Annotated in this window: 12 protein-coding genes; 6 read left to right on the top strand and 6 right to left on the bottom strand. The window is 71.0% G+C overall.

Annotated elements, in window-relative coordinates; genetic code table 11:
- Positions 1 to 9: 9 nt before the first annotated feature.
- From EAD89_RS16785 to EAD89_RS16795, 3 genes are read right to left on the bottom strand one after another with little or no spacing between them, the layout of a single operon-like run.
- The gene (locus EAD89_RS16785; RefSeq protein ID WP_121676403.1) at positions 10 to 2,400 is read right to left on the bottom strand and encodes an aerobic carbon-monoxide dehydrogenase large subunit; all 2,391 of its coding nucleotides are present in this window, start codon (positions 2,398 to 2,400) and stop codon (positions 10 to 12) included.
- Complete coding sequence (locus tag EAD89_RS16790; RefSeq protein WP_121655591.1) at positions 2,397 to 2,945, bottom strand: (2Fe-2S)-binding protein; 549 nt, start codon at positions 2,943 to 2,945, stop codon at positions 2,397 to 2,399. Before EAD89_RS16790 ends, EAD89_RS16785 begins: the two co-directional genes overlap by 4 nt.
- 2 nt (positions 2,946 to 2,947) lie before the next feature.
- A complete protein-coding gene (locus EAD89_RS16795; RefSeq protein WP_121676404.1) occupies positions 2,948 to 3,820 on the bottom strand; it encodes a xanthine dehydrogenase family protein subunit M in 873 nt (290 codons plus the stop codon).
- A 118-nt stretch (positions 3,821 to 3,938) separates the two neighbouring features.
- Between EAD89_RS16795 and EAD89_RS16800 the strand changes: the two genes are divergently transcribed.
- The 6 genes from EAD89_RS16800 to nrfD all read left to right on the top strand — a co-directional run bounded on the left by EAD89_RS16800 (position 3,939) and on the right by nrfD (position 13,178).
- Positions 3,939 to 5,012: an XdhC family protein gene (locus EAD89_RS16800; RefSeq protein WP_121655589.1), complete on the top strand. Its 1,074-nt coding sequence runs from the start codon at positions 3,939 to 3,941 to the stop codon at positions 5,010 to 5,012.
- A gap of 82 nt (positions 5,013 to 5,094) precedes the next feature.
- A complete protein-coding gene (locus EAD89_RS16805; RefSeq protein WP_121655588.1) occupies positions 5,095 to 5,859 on the top strand; it encodes an ABC transporter ATP-binding protein in 765 nt (254 codons plus the stop codon).
- The gene (locus tag EAD89_RS16810; RefSeq protein ID WP_147458820.1) at positions 5,856 to 7,688 is read left to right on the top strand and encodes a hypothetical protein; all 1,833 of its coding nucleotides are present in this window, start codon (positions 5,856 to 5,858) and stop codon (positions 7,686 to 7,688) included. Before EAD89_RS16805 ends, EAD89_RS16810 begins: the two co-directional genes overlap by 4 nt.
- 158 nt (positions 7,689 to 7,846) lie before the next feature.
- A complete protein-coding gene (fdh, locus tag EAD89_RS16820) occupies positions 7,847 to 11,122 on the top strand; it encodes a formate dehydrogenase (protein WP_147457449.1) in 3,276 nt (1,091 codons plus the stop codon).
- A 2-nt stretch (positions 11,123 to 11,124) separates the two neighbouring features.
- Entirely contained in the window at positions 11,125 to 12,168 is a 1,044-nt protein-coding gene (locus EAD89_RS16825) for a 4Fe-4S dicluster domain-containing protein (RefSeq protein WP_121676406.1), read from the top strand.
- Positions 12,165 to 13,178, top strand: a complete 1,014-nt coding sequence (gene nrfD, locus EAD89_RS16830; protein WP_121676407.1) for an NrfD/PsrC family molybdoenzyme membrane anchor subunit — start codon at positions 12,165 to 12,167, stop codon at positions 13,176 to 13,178. Before EAD89_RS16825 ends, nrfD begins: the two co-directional genes overlap by 4 nt.
- A gap of 86 nt (positions 13,179 to 13,264) precedes the next feature.
- On the opposite strand, the gene EAD89_RS16835 is transcribed toward nrfD, so the two are convergent.
- The 3 genes from EAD89_RS16835 to EAD89_RS16845 form a co-directional block, all read right to left on the bottom strand.
- Positions 13,265 to 14,821, bottom strand: coding sequence for an OFA family MFS transporter (locus EAD89_RS16835; RefSeq protein ID WP_121655582.1), 1,557 nt, complete (start codon positions 14,819 to 14,821; stop codon positions 13,265 to 13,267).
- A gap of 361 nt (positions 14,822 to 15,182) precedes the next feature.
- Complete coding sequence (locus tag EAD89_RS16840; RefSeq protein WP_121676408.1) at positions 15,183 to 16,760, bottom strand: MDR family MFS transporter; 1,578 nt, start codon at positions 16,758 to 16,760, stop codon at positions 15,183 to 15,185.
- Between the two features lie 72 nt (positions 16,761 to 16,832).
- On the bottom strand, positions 16,833 to 17,453 hold the full coding sequence (locus tag EAD89_RS16845; protein WP_121655580.1) for a TetR family transcriptional regulator: 621 nt from the start codon (positions 17,451 to 17,453) through the stop codon (positions 16,833 to 16,835).
- Positions 17,454 to 17,473: the final 20 nt, after the last annotated feature.

Raw genomic sequence — 17,473 nt, forward strand, 5'->3', positions numbered from 1 at the left:
CCCCGCCCCTCAGATCGGCGGCCGGGCCTGGCCGCGCATGGCGTCCCAGACCCGCGACGGCGTCAGCGGCATGTCGGCGTGCCGTACGCCGAAGGGCTTGAGGGCGTCCACGACCGCGTTGACGATCGCCGGCGGAGAACCGACCGTCGCCGACTCGCCGACGCCCTTCGCGCCGATCGGGTGGTGCGGCGACGGGGTGACGGTGAAGCCGGTCTCCCAGTCGGGCACCTCGAGTGACGTGGGGATCAGGTAGTCCATCAGCGACGCGCCGAGGCAGTTGCCGTCCTCGTCGAACGCGATCATCTCCATCAGCGCCATGCCGACCCCGTCGGTCAGCCCGCCGTGCACCTGCCCCTCGATGATCATCGGGTTGATCCGGGTGCCGCAGTCGTCGACCGCGATGAACCGCCGCACCTTCACCTGCGCGGTGCCGGGATCGATGTCCACCACGCAGATGTACGCGCCGTGCGGGTACGTGAGGTTCGACGGGTTGTAGCAGATCTGCGCCTCCAGCCCGCCCTCGATGCCCTCGGGCAGGTCACCCGCGCCGTGCGCGCGCATGGCGATGTCCTGGATCGTGACCGACGTGCCCGGGTCGCCCTTGACGTGGAACGCGCCCTTCTCCCACTCCAGGTCCGCCACCGAGACCTCGAGCATGCCCGAGGCGATGATCCGGGCCTTGTCGCGCACCTTGCGGGCCACCAGGGCGGCCGCCGCGCCCGACACGGGCGTCGAGCGGCTGCCGTACGTGCCGAGGCCGAACGGGGTGTTGTCGGTGTCGCCGTGCAGCACCTCGATGTCGGCCGGCGGGATCCCGATCTCCTCGGCGACGATCTGCGCGAACGTGGTCTCGTGCCCCTGGCCCTGGGACTGCACGCTGAGGCGTACCACGGCCTTGCCGGTCGGGTGGACGCGCAGCTCGCAGCCGTCCGCCATGCCCAGCCCGAGAATGTCCATGTTCTTACGGGGTCCGGCGCCGACCGCCTCGGTGAAGAACGCGATGCCGATGCCCATCAGCTCGCCGCGGGCGCGCTTCTCCTCCTGCTCGCGGCGCAGCTCGGCGTAGCCGGCCATGTCCATCGCCAGCCGCATGGTCGGCTCGTAGTTGCCGGAGTCGTACACCCAGCCGGTCTTCGTCGTATACGGGAACTGCTCCGGCTGAATGAAGTTCTTCAGCCGCAGTTCGGCCGGGTCCATGCCCAGCTCGTCGGCGAGACAGTCGACGATCCGCTCGACCAGGTAGACCGCCTCGGTGATCCGGAACGAGCAGGCGTACGCGACCCCGCCGGGCGCCTTGTTGGTGTAGACCGCCGTCATCCGGCAGTAGGCGGCCTCGATGTCGTAGCTGCCGGTGAAGACCCCGAAGAAGCCGGCCGGGTACTTCACCGGCGCGGCGGTGCCGTTGAACGCGCCGTGGTCGGCCAGCACGTTGGTACGGATGCCGAGGATCCGGCCGTCCCGGGTCGCCGCGATCTCACCACGCATGATGTAGTCGCGGGCGAAGCCCGTGCTGATCAGGTTCTCCGACCGGTCCTCCATCCACTTCACCGGTTTGCCCGTGACGATCGAGGCGACGATCGCGCAGACGTATCCGGGGTAGATCGGCACCTTGTTGCCGAACCCGCCGCCGATGTCCGGCGCGATCACCTGGATCTTGTGTTCCGGGATGCCGGCCACGATGGCGTAGAGGGTGCGGTGCGCGTGCGGCGCCTGGGTGGTGGACCAGAGCCGCAGCTTGCCGTCGACGGCGTCGAAGTCGGCGACCGCCCCGCAGGTCTCCATCGGCGCCGGGTGCACCCGGGGGTAGACGAGATCCTGGCTGACCACGACGTCGGCGCGCGCGAACACCGCCTCGGTGGCCGCCTCGTCGCCGGTCTCCCAGTCGAAGCAGTGGTTGTTCGTCTTTCCCTCAAGGTCGTCGCGGATGAGCGGAGCGTCCGGCGCCAACGCACGGCGGGCGTCGATCACCGGATCGAGGGCGTCGTACTCGACGTCGATCAACTCCAACGCGTCGCGCGCCGCGTACCGGTCGTCGGCGACGACGAACGCGACCTCCTGGCCCTGGAAGCGCACCTTGTCGGTGGCGAGCACGGCCTGCACGTCGTTGGAGAGGGTCGGCATCCAGGCCAGGCCCTGCTGCGCCAGCATCGCCCCGGTCACCACCGCCCGGACCCCGGGCGACGCCTCGGCGGCGCTCGTGTCGATGCTGACGATCCGGGCGTGCGCCACCGGAGCCCGGAGGATGGCCAGGTGCAGCATGCCGGGTAGTTGGACGTCGTCGACGTACCGGCCGCGACCGCGCAGGAACCGCGGGTCCTCCTTGCGGAGCATCCGGCCGTACCCGACGGGTTTCTGGTCGTTGTCGTGGAACGTGTCCGCGCGCTCGTGCACGGTGGTCATGCGACGGCCCCCGCAGTCTGGCCGGCGTCGGCGATCTCGCCGGCCTCGCTCGATTCGGTGGTCTCGGCGACCCGGGCGGCGGCCTCCGCCTCGGCCACGGCGGCCCATCGCACCGACCGCACGATGGTGGCGTAACCCGTGCACCGGCAGATCTGACCCGAGATCGCCTCCCGGATCTCCGTCTCACTCGGATCCGGGTTCCGGTCGAGCAGCGCTCGGGCGGTCATCATCATTCCCGGCGTGCAGAAGCCGCACTGCAGGCCGTGGCACTGCATGAAGCCCTCCTGGACCGGGTCGAGCTGGGCGCCCTTGGCGAGGCCCTCGACGGTACGCACCTGATGGCCGCCGGCCATCGCGGCGAGCACCGTGCACGACTTCACCGGCTCGCCGTCCAGCCAGACCACGCAGGTGCCGCAGTTGCTGGTGTCGCAGCCCCAGTGTGTGCCGGTCAGGCCCAGCACGTCCCGCAGGAAGTGCACCAGCAGCAGCCGGGCCTCGATCTCCCGGGTGACCTCGACGTCGTTGACGGTCATCGTGACCTGCATGCTCAGCTCCTCGCCCGCTCGACGGCCCGGCGCAGGGTCCGTCTGGTCAGCTCGGCGGCCAGATGCCGCTTGTAGTCGACGCTGCCGCGCTGGTCGGTCACCGGATCGCAGCTGGCCGCGGCGATCGCGCCGGCCTGCTCGAACAGGCTCTCAGAGGGCTCCCGCCCGCGCAGCGCCGCCGAGATCTCCGGGATGCCGGTCGTGTTCGGGCCGACCGCCGCGAGCCCGACCCGGGCGTCGACGATCGTGCCGCCGTCGAGCCACACCGCCGCGCCGGCCGACACCACCGCCCAGTCGCCGGCCCGGCGCTCGACCTTCTCGTACGCGCTGCCGCATCCGGGCCGCACCGGCAGCCGCACCTCGATGAGCATCTCGCCGTCCGCGACCGCCGTCTCGTACGGCCCGACGTGGAACTCCTCCATCGACACGACCCGTTCGGCGCCGCCCGGGCCGCGAATCACGCACCTCGCGTCCAGGGTGGTGCAGACCGCCGAGAGGTCCTCGGACGGGTCGGCCTGGCAGAGCGAGCCGCCCAGCGTGCCCCGGTTACGCACCACCGGGTCCGCGATCACCCGCTCGGCGTCGGCGAAGATGGGGAACGCCGCGGCGAGTTGGGTGGACTCGAGCAGCTCCCGATGTCGGGTGAGCGCGCCGATCCGTACCTCGTCCGGACCTGTCTCGATGTAGCCGAGCTCGCCGTGCAGATCGTTGATGTCGATGAGGTAGTCGAAGTTGGCCAGCCGGAGCTTCATCATCGGCAGCAGGCTGTGCCCTCCGGCGATCAGCCGGGCGGTGCTGCCCAGCCGCTCCAGCAGGCCGATGGCATGGTCCACACTGGTGGCTCGCTCGTACTCGAACGGTGCCGGCACCTGCATGTCGCACCTCCGTGGTCCCGGAAAATCTGATCCGGACGCCGGCCGAAGTCAACGGCGACCTAAGCAACTGCTTAGGTCGCCGTTGACGGTGCCGCCCGCGCTCGCGGATCGTGCGGCCATGCGGGACATCGTCGACGGACTGACCGGCTGGCGCGCCGCCGGCCTTCCATTCGCCGTCGCGACCGTCGTCCGGACCTGGCAGTCGGCGCCCCGGCGGCCAGGCGCGGCCATGGCGGTCTCCGCCGGCGGCGAGGTCCTGGGCAGCATCTCGGGCGGGTGCGTCGAGGGCGCCGTCTACGAGCTCTGCCGGACGGCGGTCGAGACCGGCCGGGCCCGCACCCAGACCTACGGCGTCAGCGACGACGACGCGTTCGATGTCGGCCTGACCTGCGGCGGCACGATCGAGGTGCTGGTCCAGCCGGACGTCGCAATGACCGGGTCCGACGAGGTGCTCGCGGCGATCCGGGACGGCCGGCCGGTCGCCACGGCCTCGGTCGAGAACGCGCAGTTGGTGATCTGGCCGGACCGGGTCGCGGGCACCCTCGGCGCGGCCAACCTGAATGACGCGGTGGCCCGGCAGGCCGCCGGCATGCTCGCCCTCGGCGCCACGGGCATGGTCCACCTCGGCCGCCAGGGGGAGGAGCGACTCGACGAGGTGTCCGTGTTCGTCCAGTCGTACGTGCCGCCACCCCGGATGATTATTTTCGGTGCGATCGACTTCGCCGCCGCGATGGCCCGGATCGGCACGTTCCTCGGTTACCACGTCACGGTCTGCGACGCCCGTCCCGTGTTCGCCACCCGCGCGCGGTTCCCCGACGCCGACGACCTGGTCGTCCAGTGGCCGCACAAGTACCTGGAGTCGACGACGGTCGACGACCGCACGGTGCTCTGCGTCCTGACCCACGACCCCAAGTTCGACGTGCCGCTGCTTCAGGTCGCCCTCCGCACACCGGCCCGCTACATCGGCGCGATGGGCAGCCGTCGCGCACACGACGACCGGATGCGCCGGCTGCGCGAGGCGGGCGTGAGCGAGACCGCGCTGGCCCGGCTCTGCTCGCCGATCGGGCTGGACCTGGGCGCGCGGACACCGGAGGAGACCGCCGTGGCGATCGCCGCCGAGATCACCGCCCAGACCTGGGGTGGGTCGGGTCGCCCGCTCAGCGACCTGGCGACCCCGATCCACCACACCTGACCGAACTGGATCGTCACGCGCAGGGCCGGCGACCGGTGATCAGCGGGCCACGAGGCCGCGCAGGGTCACCTATGCTCGGCGCGTGATCCCCCCGGCACTCGAGATCCGCAGCCTGGTCAAGACCTTCGCGGCGCATCGCGCGGTGGACGGCATCGATCTGACCGTCCACACCGGCACGTTTCACGGCATCGTCGGGCCCAACGGCGCCGGCAAGTCCACCACCATCGGGATGGCGGTCGGGTTGCTCACCCCGGACTCCGGGGAGATCCGGATCCTCGGCCACGACGCGCTGCGCGACCGCGGCCTGACCCGCGCGCTGACCGGCGTGCTGCCCGACGGCCTCGACTTCCCGGAACGCCTCACCGGCGCCGAACTGCTGCGCTACACCGGCGGCCTGCGCGGGCTGCGTCGGGCCGCGGCCACCGACCGTGCCGCCGAACTGATCGAGGTGCTCGGTCTGGCCAAGGGGGCCGGCACACCACTCGCCGACTGCTCCACCGGCACTCGCAAGAAGCTCGGTCTCGCCCAGGCGCTGCTGCACGCGCCCCGGCTGCTCGTGCTCGACGAACCGTTCGAGGCGGTCGACCCGGTCTCCGCGGCCACCATTCGCCGTGTGCTGCGCCGGTTCGTGGCCGGCGGCGGCACCTGCGTGCTGTCCACCCACTCGATGCTGCTGGTGGAGCAGATGTGCGACGAGGTGACCGTGATCCATCAGGGCCGGGTGGTCGCCGCCGGACCGGTCGCCGAGGTCGCCGCCGGCAGCAGCCTCGAGGACCGGTTCGTCGAGCTGGTCGGCGCCGAGGCCTCCGGCAGCGCCGGTCTGGACTGGCTGACCGGGGCACGATGAGCGCGGCACCCGCCACCGCCGGTCCGCCGGCCGGCACCCTAAGCGCGGTCGCGGTACCGGCCCGGATGCGGGCGACAATGCTGCGTCGCTCGCTGCGCGAGCATCCAGGACCCGCGGTGGCCGGTCTGGTCGGACTGCTCGCGGCGGCCTGGCTGATCTGGTACGCGCTCCGCGGCGACCAGCACACCCTCGGTCTGCTCGCCGGGGCGTGGGTTCTCGGCTGGATCGTGTTGCCGCTGCTGCTCGGCGGTGGGCGCGGCCGGGTCCGTCCGGCCCACCTGCGGTTGGAGCCGATCGGCGGCGTCCCGGCCGCGATCGGTCTGCTCGCCGCGTCGGCGATCGGCATCGGTCCGGCCGTCTCGCTGGTGGCGCTCGCCGCGCTGCCGGTGCACGCCGCTCGGCACGGCACTGTCGCGGTCCTCGTCACCGCCTCCGGTGCGGTGCTGCTCTGGCTGCTCGGGCTGATCGGCTCGGCCATCGCACTGGAGGTCGTCGGCCACGCCGGCGGTCCGGTCGGGGCGCTGCTCACTGGCATCTTCACCGGTACGGCGATGGGAGTCGCCGGGTCGCTCTGGGCGGTCTTCCCGTGGGTGTCGGTCCTGCTCACGGCAGCGCCCGAGGGAGTGGTCCGGGCCATGGCGTACGTGCCGAGCGGTTGGCCGATCACCGCCGCGACAGGGCCGACCGGGCAAGGGGTGCGGAGGATGGCGGCCCTGGTGGGCATCGTGGCGCTCTGCGCCGCCGCGTACATCATGCTCGTCCGACGGGTGCTCATCGCCGGCGTGCCGTTCCGGCCGCGTGCGACCACGGCGGCGTCACCGGTCGGAGCCAGGCGCGAGCGGCTGGGGTGGGTGCCGGCGGCGACGCGGGCGGTTACGGGCCGCGAGGCCCGTGCCTGGATGCGGCATCCGCTGCGCCTGCAGTATCTGGCGTTCGCGGTGGTGTACGGGGCGCTGCTCGCCGGCCTTCCGCTGTTGTCCGACGTGGATCTGCTGCTGCCGTGGGCCGGACCGCTCGCCGTGCTCGGCGCGGCGGCGATGTCGGCGGGGCTGGTCGGACTGGACGGCACCGCACTGTGGCTGCCGCTCACCGCGCCGGGCGGCGAACGTGCCGAGGTCCGGGGTCGGGCCTTGGCGTGGTTGCTTGTGGTCACCCCGATCGGGGTGCTGCTGACCGTCGCCGGCGTCATCCTCGCGCCCCGGGTCGACGCGCTGACCGCGCTCTCCACCCTGCCGGCTCTGCTCGGCGCGGGCGCGTCGGTGCCGGTGTGGGTGTCGCTGCTGCGGGTGCGCCCGGTGGCCGACCCACGGCATCCCACCTCGGCCGACAACCCGACCGACATCGTCAGCGTGCTGGTTGCCACCGCTGGTGGGCTGCTCGCCGCGGCGCCGGTGCTCGCGCTGGCGGTCTGGGGCCCGCCGGAGGCGGCGCCGCTTCTGCCGCTGGTCGGGCTGTTGTGCGGCGCTGCCGTCTGGTGGGGCGGCGTGTGGCTGGCCGACGACCGCCTCGCCCGGCGCGGCCCCGAGGTGCTCGCCGCGGCCGGTCAGCGGAGCCGGCCCCCGGAGACGGTGATCCCGCTGACATGGAACGTGCAGTGGTATCGGGAGAACACGGCGACCGCGTGGGCGCTGGGGTTGCTGACGGTGGGGTGGATCCCGCTGATCCCGCAGGGGGTGATGCCGCTGGCGTTCGGGATCGACGGCGGGTGGATCGTGGCGGGCCACCTGGACGCCGGCGCGCGCACGGCGGTGGGGTGGGGAATGATCGGTGTGGGCGTCGCGATGCTGCTCGCCGGCCTGGTGTTGTGGGATCGCCGGCCCGCGCGCTGACGCCATGTCCTCGCCGGTTCCATACACCATGCCTTTCCCGGCCTGTGCGAAAAGGGCCGGGGGAGGCCTGTCTCTGCTGATCTCGCTGCGACCGGGCTGGCACCTCGTCTAGTGTCAGGCTGTTCATATTTGGTGTGATTAGTCGGGAAGGTGCGGCGATGGGGGTGCGCAGCTGGTTCGAAGGCTGGCCGGTCTATCGCCAGCTGACCGGCACGGACCCGCTCGGCCGGGGCGCCGCGTCCAAGTCCGCGGGCTCACTGTCGCTCACCGCCCGCACCGACACCGCCGATTCGGTGGCCAAGTCCGTCTGTCCCTACTGCGCCGTCGGCTGCGCCCAGCGGGTGTACGTCAAGGACGGGCAGGTCAGCCAGATCGAAGGCGACCCGGACAGCCCGATCTCGCGGGGTCGGCTCTGCCCGAAGGGCGCGGCCAGCAAGAGCCTGGTGACCAGCCCGTTGCGGCAGACCACGGTCCGCTACCGCCGGCCGTACGGCACCGAGTGGGAGGACCTGGACCTCGACACGGCGATGAACATGATCGCCGATCGGGTGTTGGCGGCCCGGGACGAGACGTGGGAGGACGTCGACGCCGAGGGCCGACCGCTCAACCGGACGCTGGGTATCTCCAGCCTGGGCGGGGCGACGCTGGACAACGAGGAGAACTACCTCATCAAGAAGTTGTTCACCGCGATGGGGGCGCTCCAGATCGAGAACCAGGCCCGTATTTGACACTCCGCCACCGTCCCCGGTCTGGGGACCAGCTTCGGTCGCGGCGGCGCCACCCAGTTCCAGCAGGACCTGGCCAACTCCGACGTCATCGTCATCCAGGGCTCGAACATGGCCGAGGCGCACCCGGTGGGCTTCCAGTGGGTGATGGAGGCCAAGCGCCGTGGCGCGAAGGTCTTCCACGTCGACCCCCGGTTCACCCGCACGAGCGCGCTGGCTGACGGGTACCTGCCGATCCGGGCGGGCACCGACATCGCGCTGCTGGGCGGGGTGGTGCGCTACATCCTGGAGAACGAACTCGACTTCCGGGAGTACGTGATCTCCTACACGAACGCCGCCACGATCGTGACCGAGGAGTACCGCGACACCGAGGACATGCACGGCCTCTTCTCCGGCTTCAAGGAGGAGAACGCCAGCTACGACCAGAAGAGCTGGCGGTACGCGGGGAACGGCCAGAACGCCGCGACCCGGGACACCGAGACACAGCGGGAAACCGCCGCCGGGCTGGAGCACGAGTCACACGGCGCGCCGGTGAACGGGCAGACCGAACGGGACGAGACGTTGCAGCATCCGCGCTGCGTCTACCAGATCCTCAAGCGGCACTATGCGCGCTACACACCGGAGATGGTCGAGCGGGTCTGCGGCATCTCGCAGGAGAAGTTCCTGGAGCTGGCCGAGGCCTGGACGCGGAACTCCGGCCGGGAGCGCACCGGCATGCTCGTCTACTCGGTGGGCTGGACGCAGCACAGCGTCGGGGTGCAGTACATCCGTACCGGGGCGATCATCCAGCTGCTGCTCGGCAACGTGGGTCGCCCGGGCGGTGGAGTCATGGCGTTGCGCGGGCACGCCAGCATCCAGGGCTCCACCGACATTCCGACCCTGTTCAATCTGCTGCCCGGCTATCTGCCGATGCCGCACCACTCCGACCACCCGACCCTGGACGACTGGGTGGACAGCATCCGGCATCCGGGGCAGAAGGGCTTCTGGGGCAACGCCCGCACCTACGGGGTGAACCTCCTCAAGGCGTACTGGGGGGACGCGGCCACCGCCGAGAACGACTACTGCTACGGCTACATGCCGCGGATGACCGGCGATCACGGCACATACCAGCAGGTGCTGGACATGATCGACGGGAAGATCAAGGGGTACTTCCTGCTCGGGCAGAACCCGGCGGTCGGCTCGGCGCACGGGCGGGCCCAACGGCTCGGCATGGCCAACCTGGACTGGCTGGTGGTCCGGGACCTGTTCGAGATCGAGAGCGCCACGTTCTGGCAGCACGCGCCGGAGATCGAGACCGGCGAGATCGTGCCCGAGGAGTGCCGTACGGAGGTGTTCTTCCTGCCCGCCGCCTCGCACGTGGAGAAGGAGGGCAGTTTCACCCAGACGCAGCGGCTGTTGCAGTGGCGGGAGAAGGCCGTCGAGCCACCAGGCGACGCCCGTTCCGAGCTGTGGTTCTTCTACCACCTCGGGCGCATCATCCGGGAACGGTTGGCCACGTCGACCCGACCCCGCGACCGGGCACTGCTCGACCTGAACTGGAACTACCCGACGCACGGCCCGAACGCCGAGCCGAGCGCCGAGGCGGTGCTGTACGAGATCAACGGCTACGAGGTGGCCAGCGGCCGGCCGTTGTCGACGTTCACCGAGATGAAGGACGACGGCTCCACCGCCGGCGGCTGCTGGATCTACACGGGGGTGTACGCCGACGGGGTGAACCAGGCCGCGCGGCGCAAGTCCCGGCACGAGCAGGACTGGGTGGCCGCCGAGTGGGGTTGGGCCTGGCCGGCGAACCGACGGATCCTCTACAACCGCGCGTCCGCGGACCCGGACGGTAATCCGTGGAGCGAGCGCAAGAGGTACGTCTGGTGGGACCCGGACAAGGGCGAGTGGACCGGCTACGACGTGCCGGACTTCGAGAAGACCAAGCCACCGTCGTACCGGCCGCCCGCGGACTCCTCGGGCGTGGCGGGGCTCGCCGGCGACGACCCGTTCGTCCTTCAGGGCGACGGCAAGGGCTGGCTGTACGCGCCCACCGGCGTGCTCGACGGGCCGATGCCCACGCACTACGAGCCGGTCGAGTCGCCGGTGCGCAACCCGCTGTACCGGCAACAGGCCAACCCGACCCGCAAGGTCTACACCCATCCGATCAACACGCTCAATCCGAGCCCGCCGGAGGAGCACAGTCAGGTCTTCCCGTACGTGTTCACGGTCAGCCGGCTCACCGAGCACCACACCGCCGGCGGGATGAGCCGGATGGTCCGCCCGCTGGCCGAACTGCAACCGGAGATGTTCGTCGAGGTGTCCCCCGAGTTGGCCGCCGAGGTCGGGCTGAACCACCTGGGCTGGGCCCACCTGATCACCACGCGCGCGGCCGTCGAGGCGAAGGTGCTGGTGACGGACCGGCTCACGCCCCTGCGGGTGGACGGTCGGATCATCCACCAGGTGTGGCTGCCGTACCACTTCGGGTTCGAGGGTCTGGTGACCGGTGACTCGGCCAACGACCTGTTCGGCATCAGCCTCGATCCCAACGTCCTGATCCAGGAGAGCAAGGTCGGCACCTGCGACGTCCGGCCTGGTCGACGACCGCGGGGCCAGGAGTTGCTGGACCTCGTCGCCGACTACCAGCGACGGTCCGGGGATCTCGGCCCGCACTATCCACCGCAGGTCACGACCGACGTCGCCGACAGCGGCCGCGACCCGGAGGTCTGACGATGCCCCATGCCAACAGCCTGTACGGCCCACTCGACCCGGCACCCGACGCCGGCTACGTCGACGCCCCGCCGCGGATGGGGTTCTTCACCGACACCAGCGTCTGCATCGGCTGCAAGGCCTGCGAGGTGGCCTGCAAGGAATGGAACCTCGTCCCGGAGAGCGGCCGGGACCTGCTGGGCATGTCGTACGACAACACCGGGGCGCTGACCGCGAACTCGTGGCGGCACGTCGCGTTCGTCGAGCAGCCTCGCCCGGCCGGTTGGGCGACACCGGCGTTCCTCGACACTCCGGACGGGCCGCCGGTCAGCCCGGCGACGGCGGAGGTCGCGGCGCACACCAGCACCGACACCGGAACGTACCCGGGTCTGCCGAGCGGCTCGCCGGGAGCGGCGGCCCGGATGTCGGGTGGGTCGGAGTTCCTCGGGATGCCGGGTGCGCACCCGCCGGGTCGGGGCAGCGGTGCGGAGGGGCGTACGGATTTTCGGTGGCTGATGATGTCGGATGTGTGCAAGCACTGCACGCATGCGGCGTGTCTGGATGTCTGTCCGACGGGTTCGTTGTTCCGGACGGAGTTCGGCACGGTGGTGGTGCAGGAGGACATCTGCAACGGGTGTGGTTACTGCATTTCCGCCTGCCCGTACGGGGTGATCGATCAGCGTAAGGATGACGGTCGGGCGTGGAAGTGCACGTTGTGTTACGACCGGTTGGGTGTGGGGATGACTCCGGCGTGTGCGCAGGCGTGTCCGACGGAGTCGATCCAGTACGGGGAGTTGGAGGAGTTGCGGGAGCGGGCGGCGGCGCGGGTGGCGACGCTGCATGAGCGGGGGGTGCCCGAGGCGCGGTTGTACGGGCACGACCCGGACGACGGGGTGGGTGGTGACGGGGCGTTCTTCCTGTTGTTGGACGAGCCGGAGGTGTACGGGCTGCCACCGGACCCGGTCGTGACCACCCGCGACCTGCCGGCCATGTGGAAACGCGCCGGGCTCGCGGCGATGACGATGGCTGCCGCCACCGCGGTCGCGTTTCTGGGCAGGCGGCCATGACGGACACGACGCGACCCGACAGGCAGCGCCAGGCCGGTCGAGGGCGTGGCCACGGCGGCGAACAGCTGACCGTGCCGCCCGCCGACTTCAGCTCCTACTACGGCCGGCCGGTCCTCAAGCCGCCGGTGTGGAAGCACGACATCGCCGGTTACCTGTTCACCGGCGGCCTCGCCGCGGGGAGCGCCCTGATCGGCGCGGGCGCCCAACTGACCGGACGGCCCGGACTGCGGACGGTGAGCCGCTGGACGGCCCTCGGTGGGGTCGCCGCCAGCACGTACCTCCTGGTTCACGACCTCGGGCGGCCAGCCCGGTTCCACCACATGCTCCGGGTGGCGAAGCTGACCTCGCCGATGTCGGTCGGCACCTGGATCCTCGCCGCGTTCGGACCGATGGCCGGCGTGGCCGCGGTCGCCGAGCTTGCGCCGCTGCTTCCACAGCACGGTGCGCTCGGGCTCGCCCGCCGACTGGCGCCGCCCGTCGGTGACATCGCCGGTCTGGCCGCCGCGGCCACCGCGCCGGCGCTGGCCACCTACACCGGGGTGCTGCTCGCCGACACCGCCGTACCGTCCTGGCACGACGCGTATCCGTCGTTGCCGTTCGTCTTCGCCGGCAGCGCGCTCGCCGCCGCGTCCGGGGTCGGGCTGATCGCGGCACCGGCCGCGGAGACCGCCCCGCTGCGGCGACTCGCCGTGGCCGCCGCGACCATCGAACTTGTCGGCGGTCGCCGGATGGAGCGGCTGGGCGTGACCGGCGAGCCCTACGCGCACGGACGCAGCGGCCGACTGGTTCGGGCGGGGCGCGCGCTGCTCGCGGTGGGCACCGTCGCCGCACTGGTCAACCGGCGCAGCAGAATCCTGTCGGCCATCTCCGGCGCGGCCCTCGTGGCATCGTCCGTCGCCACCCGGTTCGGCGTCTTCGAGGCCGGCAGGGTGTCCGCGCGCGATCCGAAGTACACGGTCCTGCCGCAACGGGAGCGGCTCGACCAGCACGGGCCGACGGCCGGCCGTTAGCGCGGAACGCCCCGGGCCGCCTACCAGCTAGGTAGGTGGCCCGGGGCGTGTCGGCGGTCAGCCAGCCACCAGCGGCGCGGCTGACGTCAGCCGGTGAACAGCTTCGCGGCGGTGATGGCGGTCTGGACGATGCCGTATCCGAGCAGCGCCGTGACGAGCAGCCACGAGAGCCAGAGGCGCCCGGTCTGGTTGCCGACCTGCTTCGGCACCGACGGTTGACTTTCCGGGCCCAGGGCGACCGGCTCGGTCACCGTGGCACGCGCCACCGGCGAGGTTGGCCCCCGGTCGGGCTCGTGGAACCGCTCCGGCACGGCGCGGACCAGCAGGTTGGCGATGAAGCCGATGGCGAGGACGCCGACCATGGTGAACAGCGCGGGCCGGTACGCCGACGCGGTGAGGGTGCCGGGCTTGCCCTGCGTGTCGAGGATGCCGTTGACGATCAGCGGCCCGGCGATGCCCGCCGCCGACCAGGCGGTCAGGAGTCGGCCGTGGATGGCGCCGACCTGGAAGGTGCCGAACAGGTCCCGCAGGTAGGCGGGGGCGGTGGCGAAACCGCCGCCGTAGAACGAGATGATGGCGGCGGCGATCAGCACGAAGACCGCCGTCGCGGCGTGGCCGGCGATGGCCAGCAGCGCGTAGAGCACCATGCCCACGCCGAGGTAGACCATGTAGATGGGCTTGCGGCCGATGAGGTCGGACGTCGTCGACCAGACGAACCGTCCGGCCATGTTGAACAGCGACAGCACGCCCACGAAACCGGCCGCCGCCGACACCGAGACGGCGCTGACGCCGTTGTCCCGGAAGAAGTCCTGGATCATCGGGCTGGCCTGTTCCAGGATGCCGATGCCCGCGGTGACGTTGCAGAACAGCACGATCCACAGCAACCAGAACGAACGGGTGCGTACGGCGTTCGACGCGGACACGCTCGCCCGTGTCACCAGCGGCTTGCTGGCGACGCGCGTGGGGTCGAACCCGGCGGGCCGCCAGTCCGGCGCGGGTACGCGGACGTTGAACGGCCCGAACATCATGATCACGAAGTATCCGATGGCGAACGTGACGAAGAGTGCCACCAGGGCGTGCCCTGATGCCACCGCGGCCGGGTTGGCAGGGTTGTAGCCGGGGTCGTACAGGGAGAGCAGCTGGCGCGCGAGCGGGCCGGCGACCAGGGCACCGCCGCCGAAACCCATGATGGCCAGGCCGGTCGCGAGGCCGGGCCGGTCCGGGAACCACTTGATCAGCGTGGAGACCGGCGAGATGTAGCCGATACCGAGCCCGATGCCGCCGACGACGCCGTACCCGAGGTAGAGGAGCCACAGTTGCTTGGTCGCGATGCCGAGCGCACCGATCAGGAACCCGGCGGCCCAGAAACAGGCGGAGACGAACATCGCCCGGCGCGGTCCGTTGCGCTCCACCCACCGGCCACCCACGGCAGCGGACGAACCCAGCATGACGATGGCGATGCTGAAGATCGCCCCGATCGCCGTCTGGCTGGCGTCGAAGTGCGCGATGAGGGAGTTCTTGTAGACGCTCGTCGCGTAGACCTGCCCGATGCAGACATGCACGGCCAGCGCCGCGGTCGGGATGAGCCAACGGCTGTATCCCGGTGGAGCGACCGTGTGCCGAGGATCGAATACCGACAGCATGGGCATCGTCCGCACCTCCTGCGGCTGCGTGGGCCGACGGTGGCGCAGAGCAGGCCGAAGCCTCGCACCGTCACAGTGCCCACTGGGCAGAATCCACGCGTACCCGGATCACCGCCGGGTCGGTAATCTCGCCGGACCCACGGCAGTGTGCCGAGCGGCGCCGCCGCAGTGGCGGCCCGGCGCACGTCTGGCGTCAGCCGTTGACCGGCTGTACCTCACGTTACGTGCCAACCGGTCGGCAGCTTGTGGTTACCGAAAAACGCGGCCACGGCACCGGTGGCCAGCGACGACGGCGTGCCGGCGGAGCGCGCAGAGACGGGGGCGGGCCATCTCGGCCCGCCCCCGTTCGCACAGGCGCAGCTCAGTGAGTCGCCGCCTTCGCGGCTGCTTCCTCCTGTGCGCGTCGTTCGTCCCCGCTGAGGGTGTGGAGCGGCTTTTCCTTGATGAACAGCACGACGATCAGCGCGATCAGCGCGATCGGGGCGCCGACCAGGAACAGGTCCGCGGTGGCGGTGCCGTACACGTCCTGCACGATGCGCAACACCGGCTCGGGCAGGGTGGACAGGTCGGGCACCTCGGCGGAGCCGCCACCGGCCGCGGCCGGGCCGAGCCGCTCAGTCGTCAGCGAGGTCACCCGGTTCGCCAGGACCGCGCCGAGGGCGCTGACCCCGATCGCGCCGCCCATGCTACGGAAGAACGTCAGCACGGAGGTGGTGGCACCGAGCTCGTGGGCCGGCACGTCGTTCTGCGCGGCGAGCACGAGGTTCTGCATGAGCATGCCGACGCCGACGCCCAGCACGGCCATGTAGATCGACAGCACGACGACGCTGGTGTTGGCGTCGATGGTGCCCAGCAGCAGCATCCCGACGGTCATCACCGCGGCGCCGGCCACCAGGTACGCCTTCCACCGGCCGTACTTCGTGATGAGCTGGCCGGCCACCGTCGACGAGACGAGCAGACCGAAGATCATCGGGAGGCTCATCAGGCCCGCGACGGTGGGTGACTTGCCCAGCGAGATCTGGAAGTACTGGGACAGGAAGACGGTGCCGCCGAACATCGCGACACCGACCAGCACGCTGGCGATGGTGGCCAGGGAGACCGTGCGGTTGCGGAAGATGCTCAGCGGGACGATCGGCTCCGCCGCCCGCGACTCGACGACCACGGCCAGCGCCAGCAGAACCAGACCGCCGATGACCATCAGGGCCGTCCAACCGGAGGCCCAGTCGAACTTGTTCCCGGCCAGGGACGACCAGATCAGCAGCGTGGAGACGCCCGTGGTGATGAGCAGGGCGCCCAGCCAGTCGATCTTTGCCTTGCGACGGACGACCGGCAGGTGCAGGGTGCGCTGGAGCAGGACGATGGACAGGATGGTGAACGGAACCCCGATCAGGAAGCACCACCGCCAGCCCAACCAGGACGTGTCGACGAGCAGGCCACCGATCAGCGGACCGGCGATGGTGCCGACGCCGAAGACCGCGCCGAAGATGCCGGCGTAGCGGCCCAGCTCACGGGGCGGGATCATCGCCGCCATGACGATCGTGGCCAGCGCCGTCATGCCGCCGGCGCCGATGCCCTGTACGACCCGGCTGATCAGCAGCACCTCGACGTTCGGCGTGAAGCCCGCGATCAGTGAACCCACCACGAACAGCCCCAGCGACAGCTGGATCAGCAGCTTCTTGCTGTAGAGGTCGGCCATCTTGCCCCAGAGCGGCACGGTCGCCGTCATGGCGAGCAGTTCGCTGGTGACGATCCAGGTGTAGACGGTCTGGCTGCCGTTCAGGTCGGCGATGATCCGCGGCAGCGCGTTCGCCACCACCGTGGAGGCGAGGATGGACACGAACATGCCGACCATCAGGCCGGAGAGGGCCTGAAGAACCTCCCGACGCGACATGCGCGTGCTGACATCGGCCACGTCAGCGGGCGGGGCGGTTGTGGTCATTGACGCTCTCTTTTCGGGGTCTTGTCGGAGTGGCTGGCCCCGGAGCCGGTGCACCGGGGCGGAGACTGGTGGTCAGGCCGGGTGTGGTGGATCCGGCAGGCCGGCGGCGACCGCGGCGAACGACTCGTCCACGAAGTCGCGCAGGGGCCGGCTGTCGTCGTCGGCGGCCCAGCGCAGCATCGCGGTGCGGAAGGTCGCGCCGGCCACAGCGGTGACCAGCGCCGGGTGGCCGTGGTCGGGATCGACGCCGAGGCGGGCGGCGATGGTCGTGATCATGGCCCGCTCGGTCTCGATGTTCCCCGCCATCAGCCGGGGCAGCAGCGCGGGGTTCTGGGCGATGACCGCCAACCGCAGTCGCCACAACTCCCGGTCGGCCTGCATCGTGTCGACCGCCTCGTCGAGGGCGAGTCGCACGGCCTGCAACGCCGGCACCTCCTGCGGGGCGGTGGCCAGCCGCGCCACGACCGGCGTGCCGTCGAGCGCCGGATCGTCGGTAAGCGCCTCGTCCTTGCAGGTGAAGTAGTTGAAGAAGGTGCGCGAGGAGACGTCGGCGGCCTCGCTGATCTCCTCCACCGTCACGTGCTCCAGGCCGCGTTCGGCGACCAGCCGCAGCGCGGCGGCGGTCAGCGCGGCCCGCGTCTGCCGCTTCTTGCGGTCACGACGCCCGGTGGCGGCCTGGTCGGTATCGGTCACCCGGGGAGGCTAGAAGGCAA

The sequence above is a fragment of the Micromonospora sp. BL4 genome (assembly GCF_003667505.1).
Lineage (GTDB): Bacteria > Actinomycetota > Actinomycetes > Mycobacteriales > Micromonosporaceae > Micromonospora.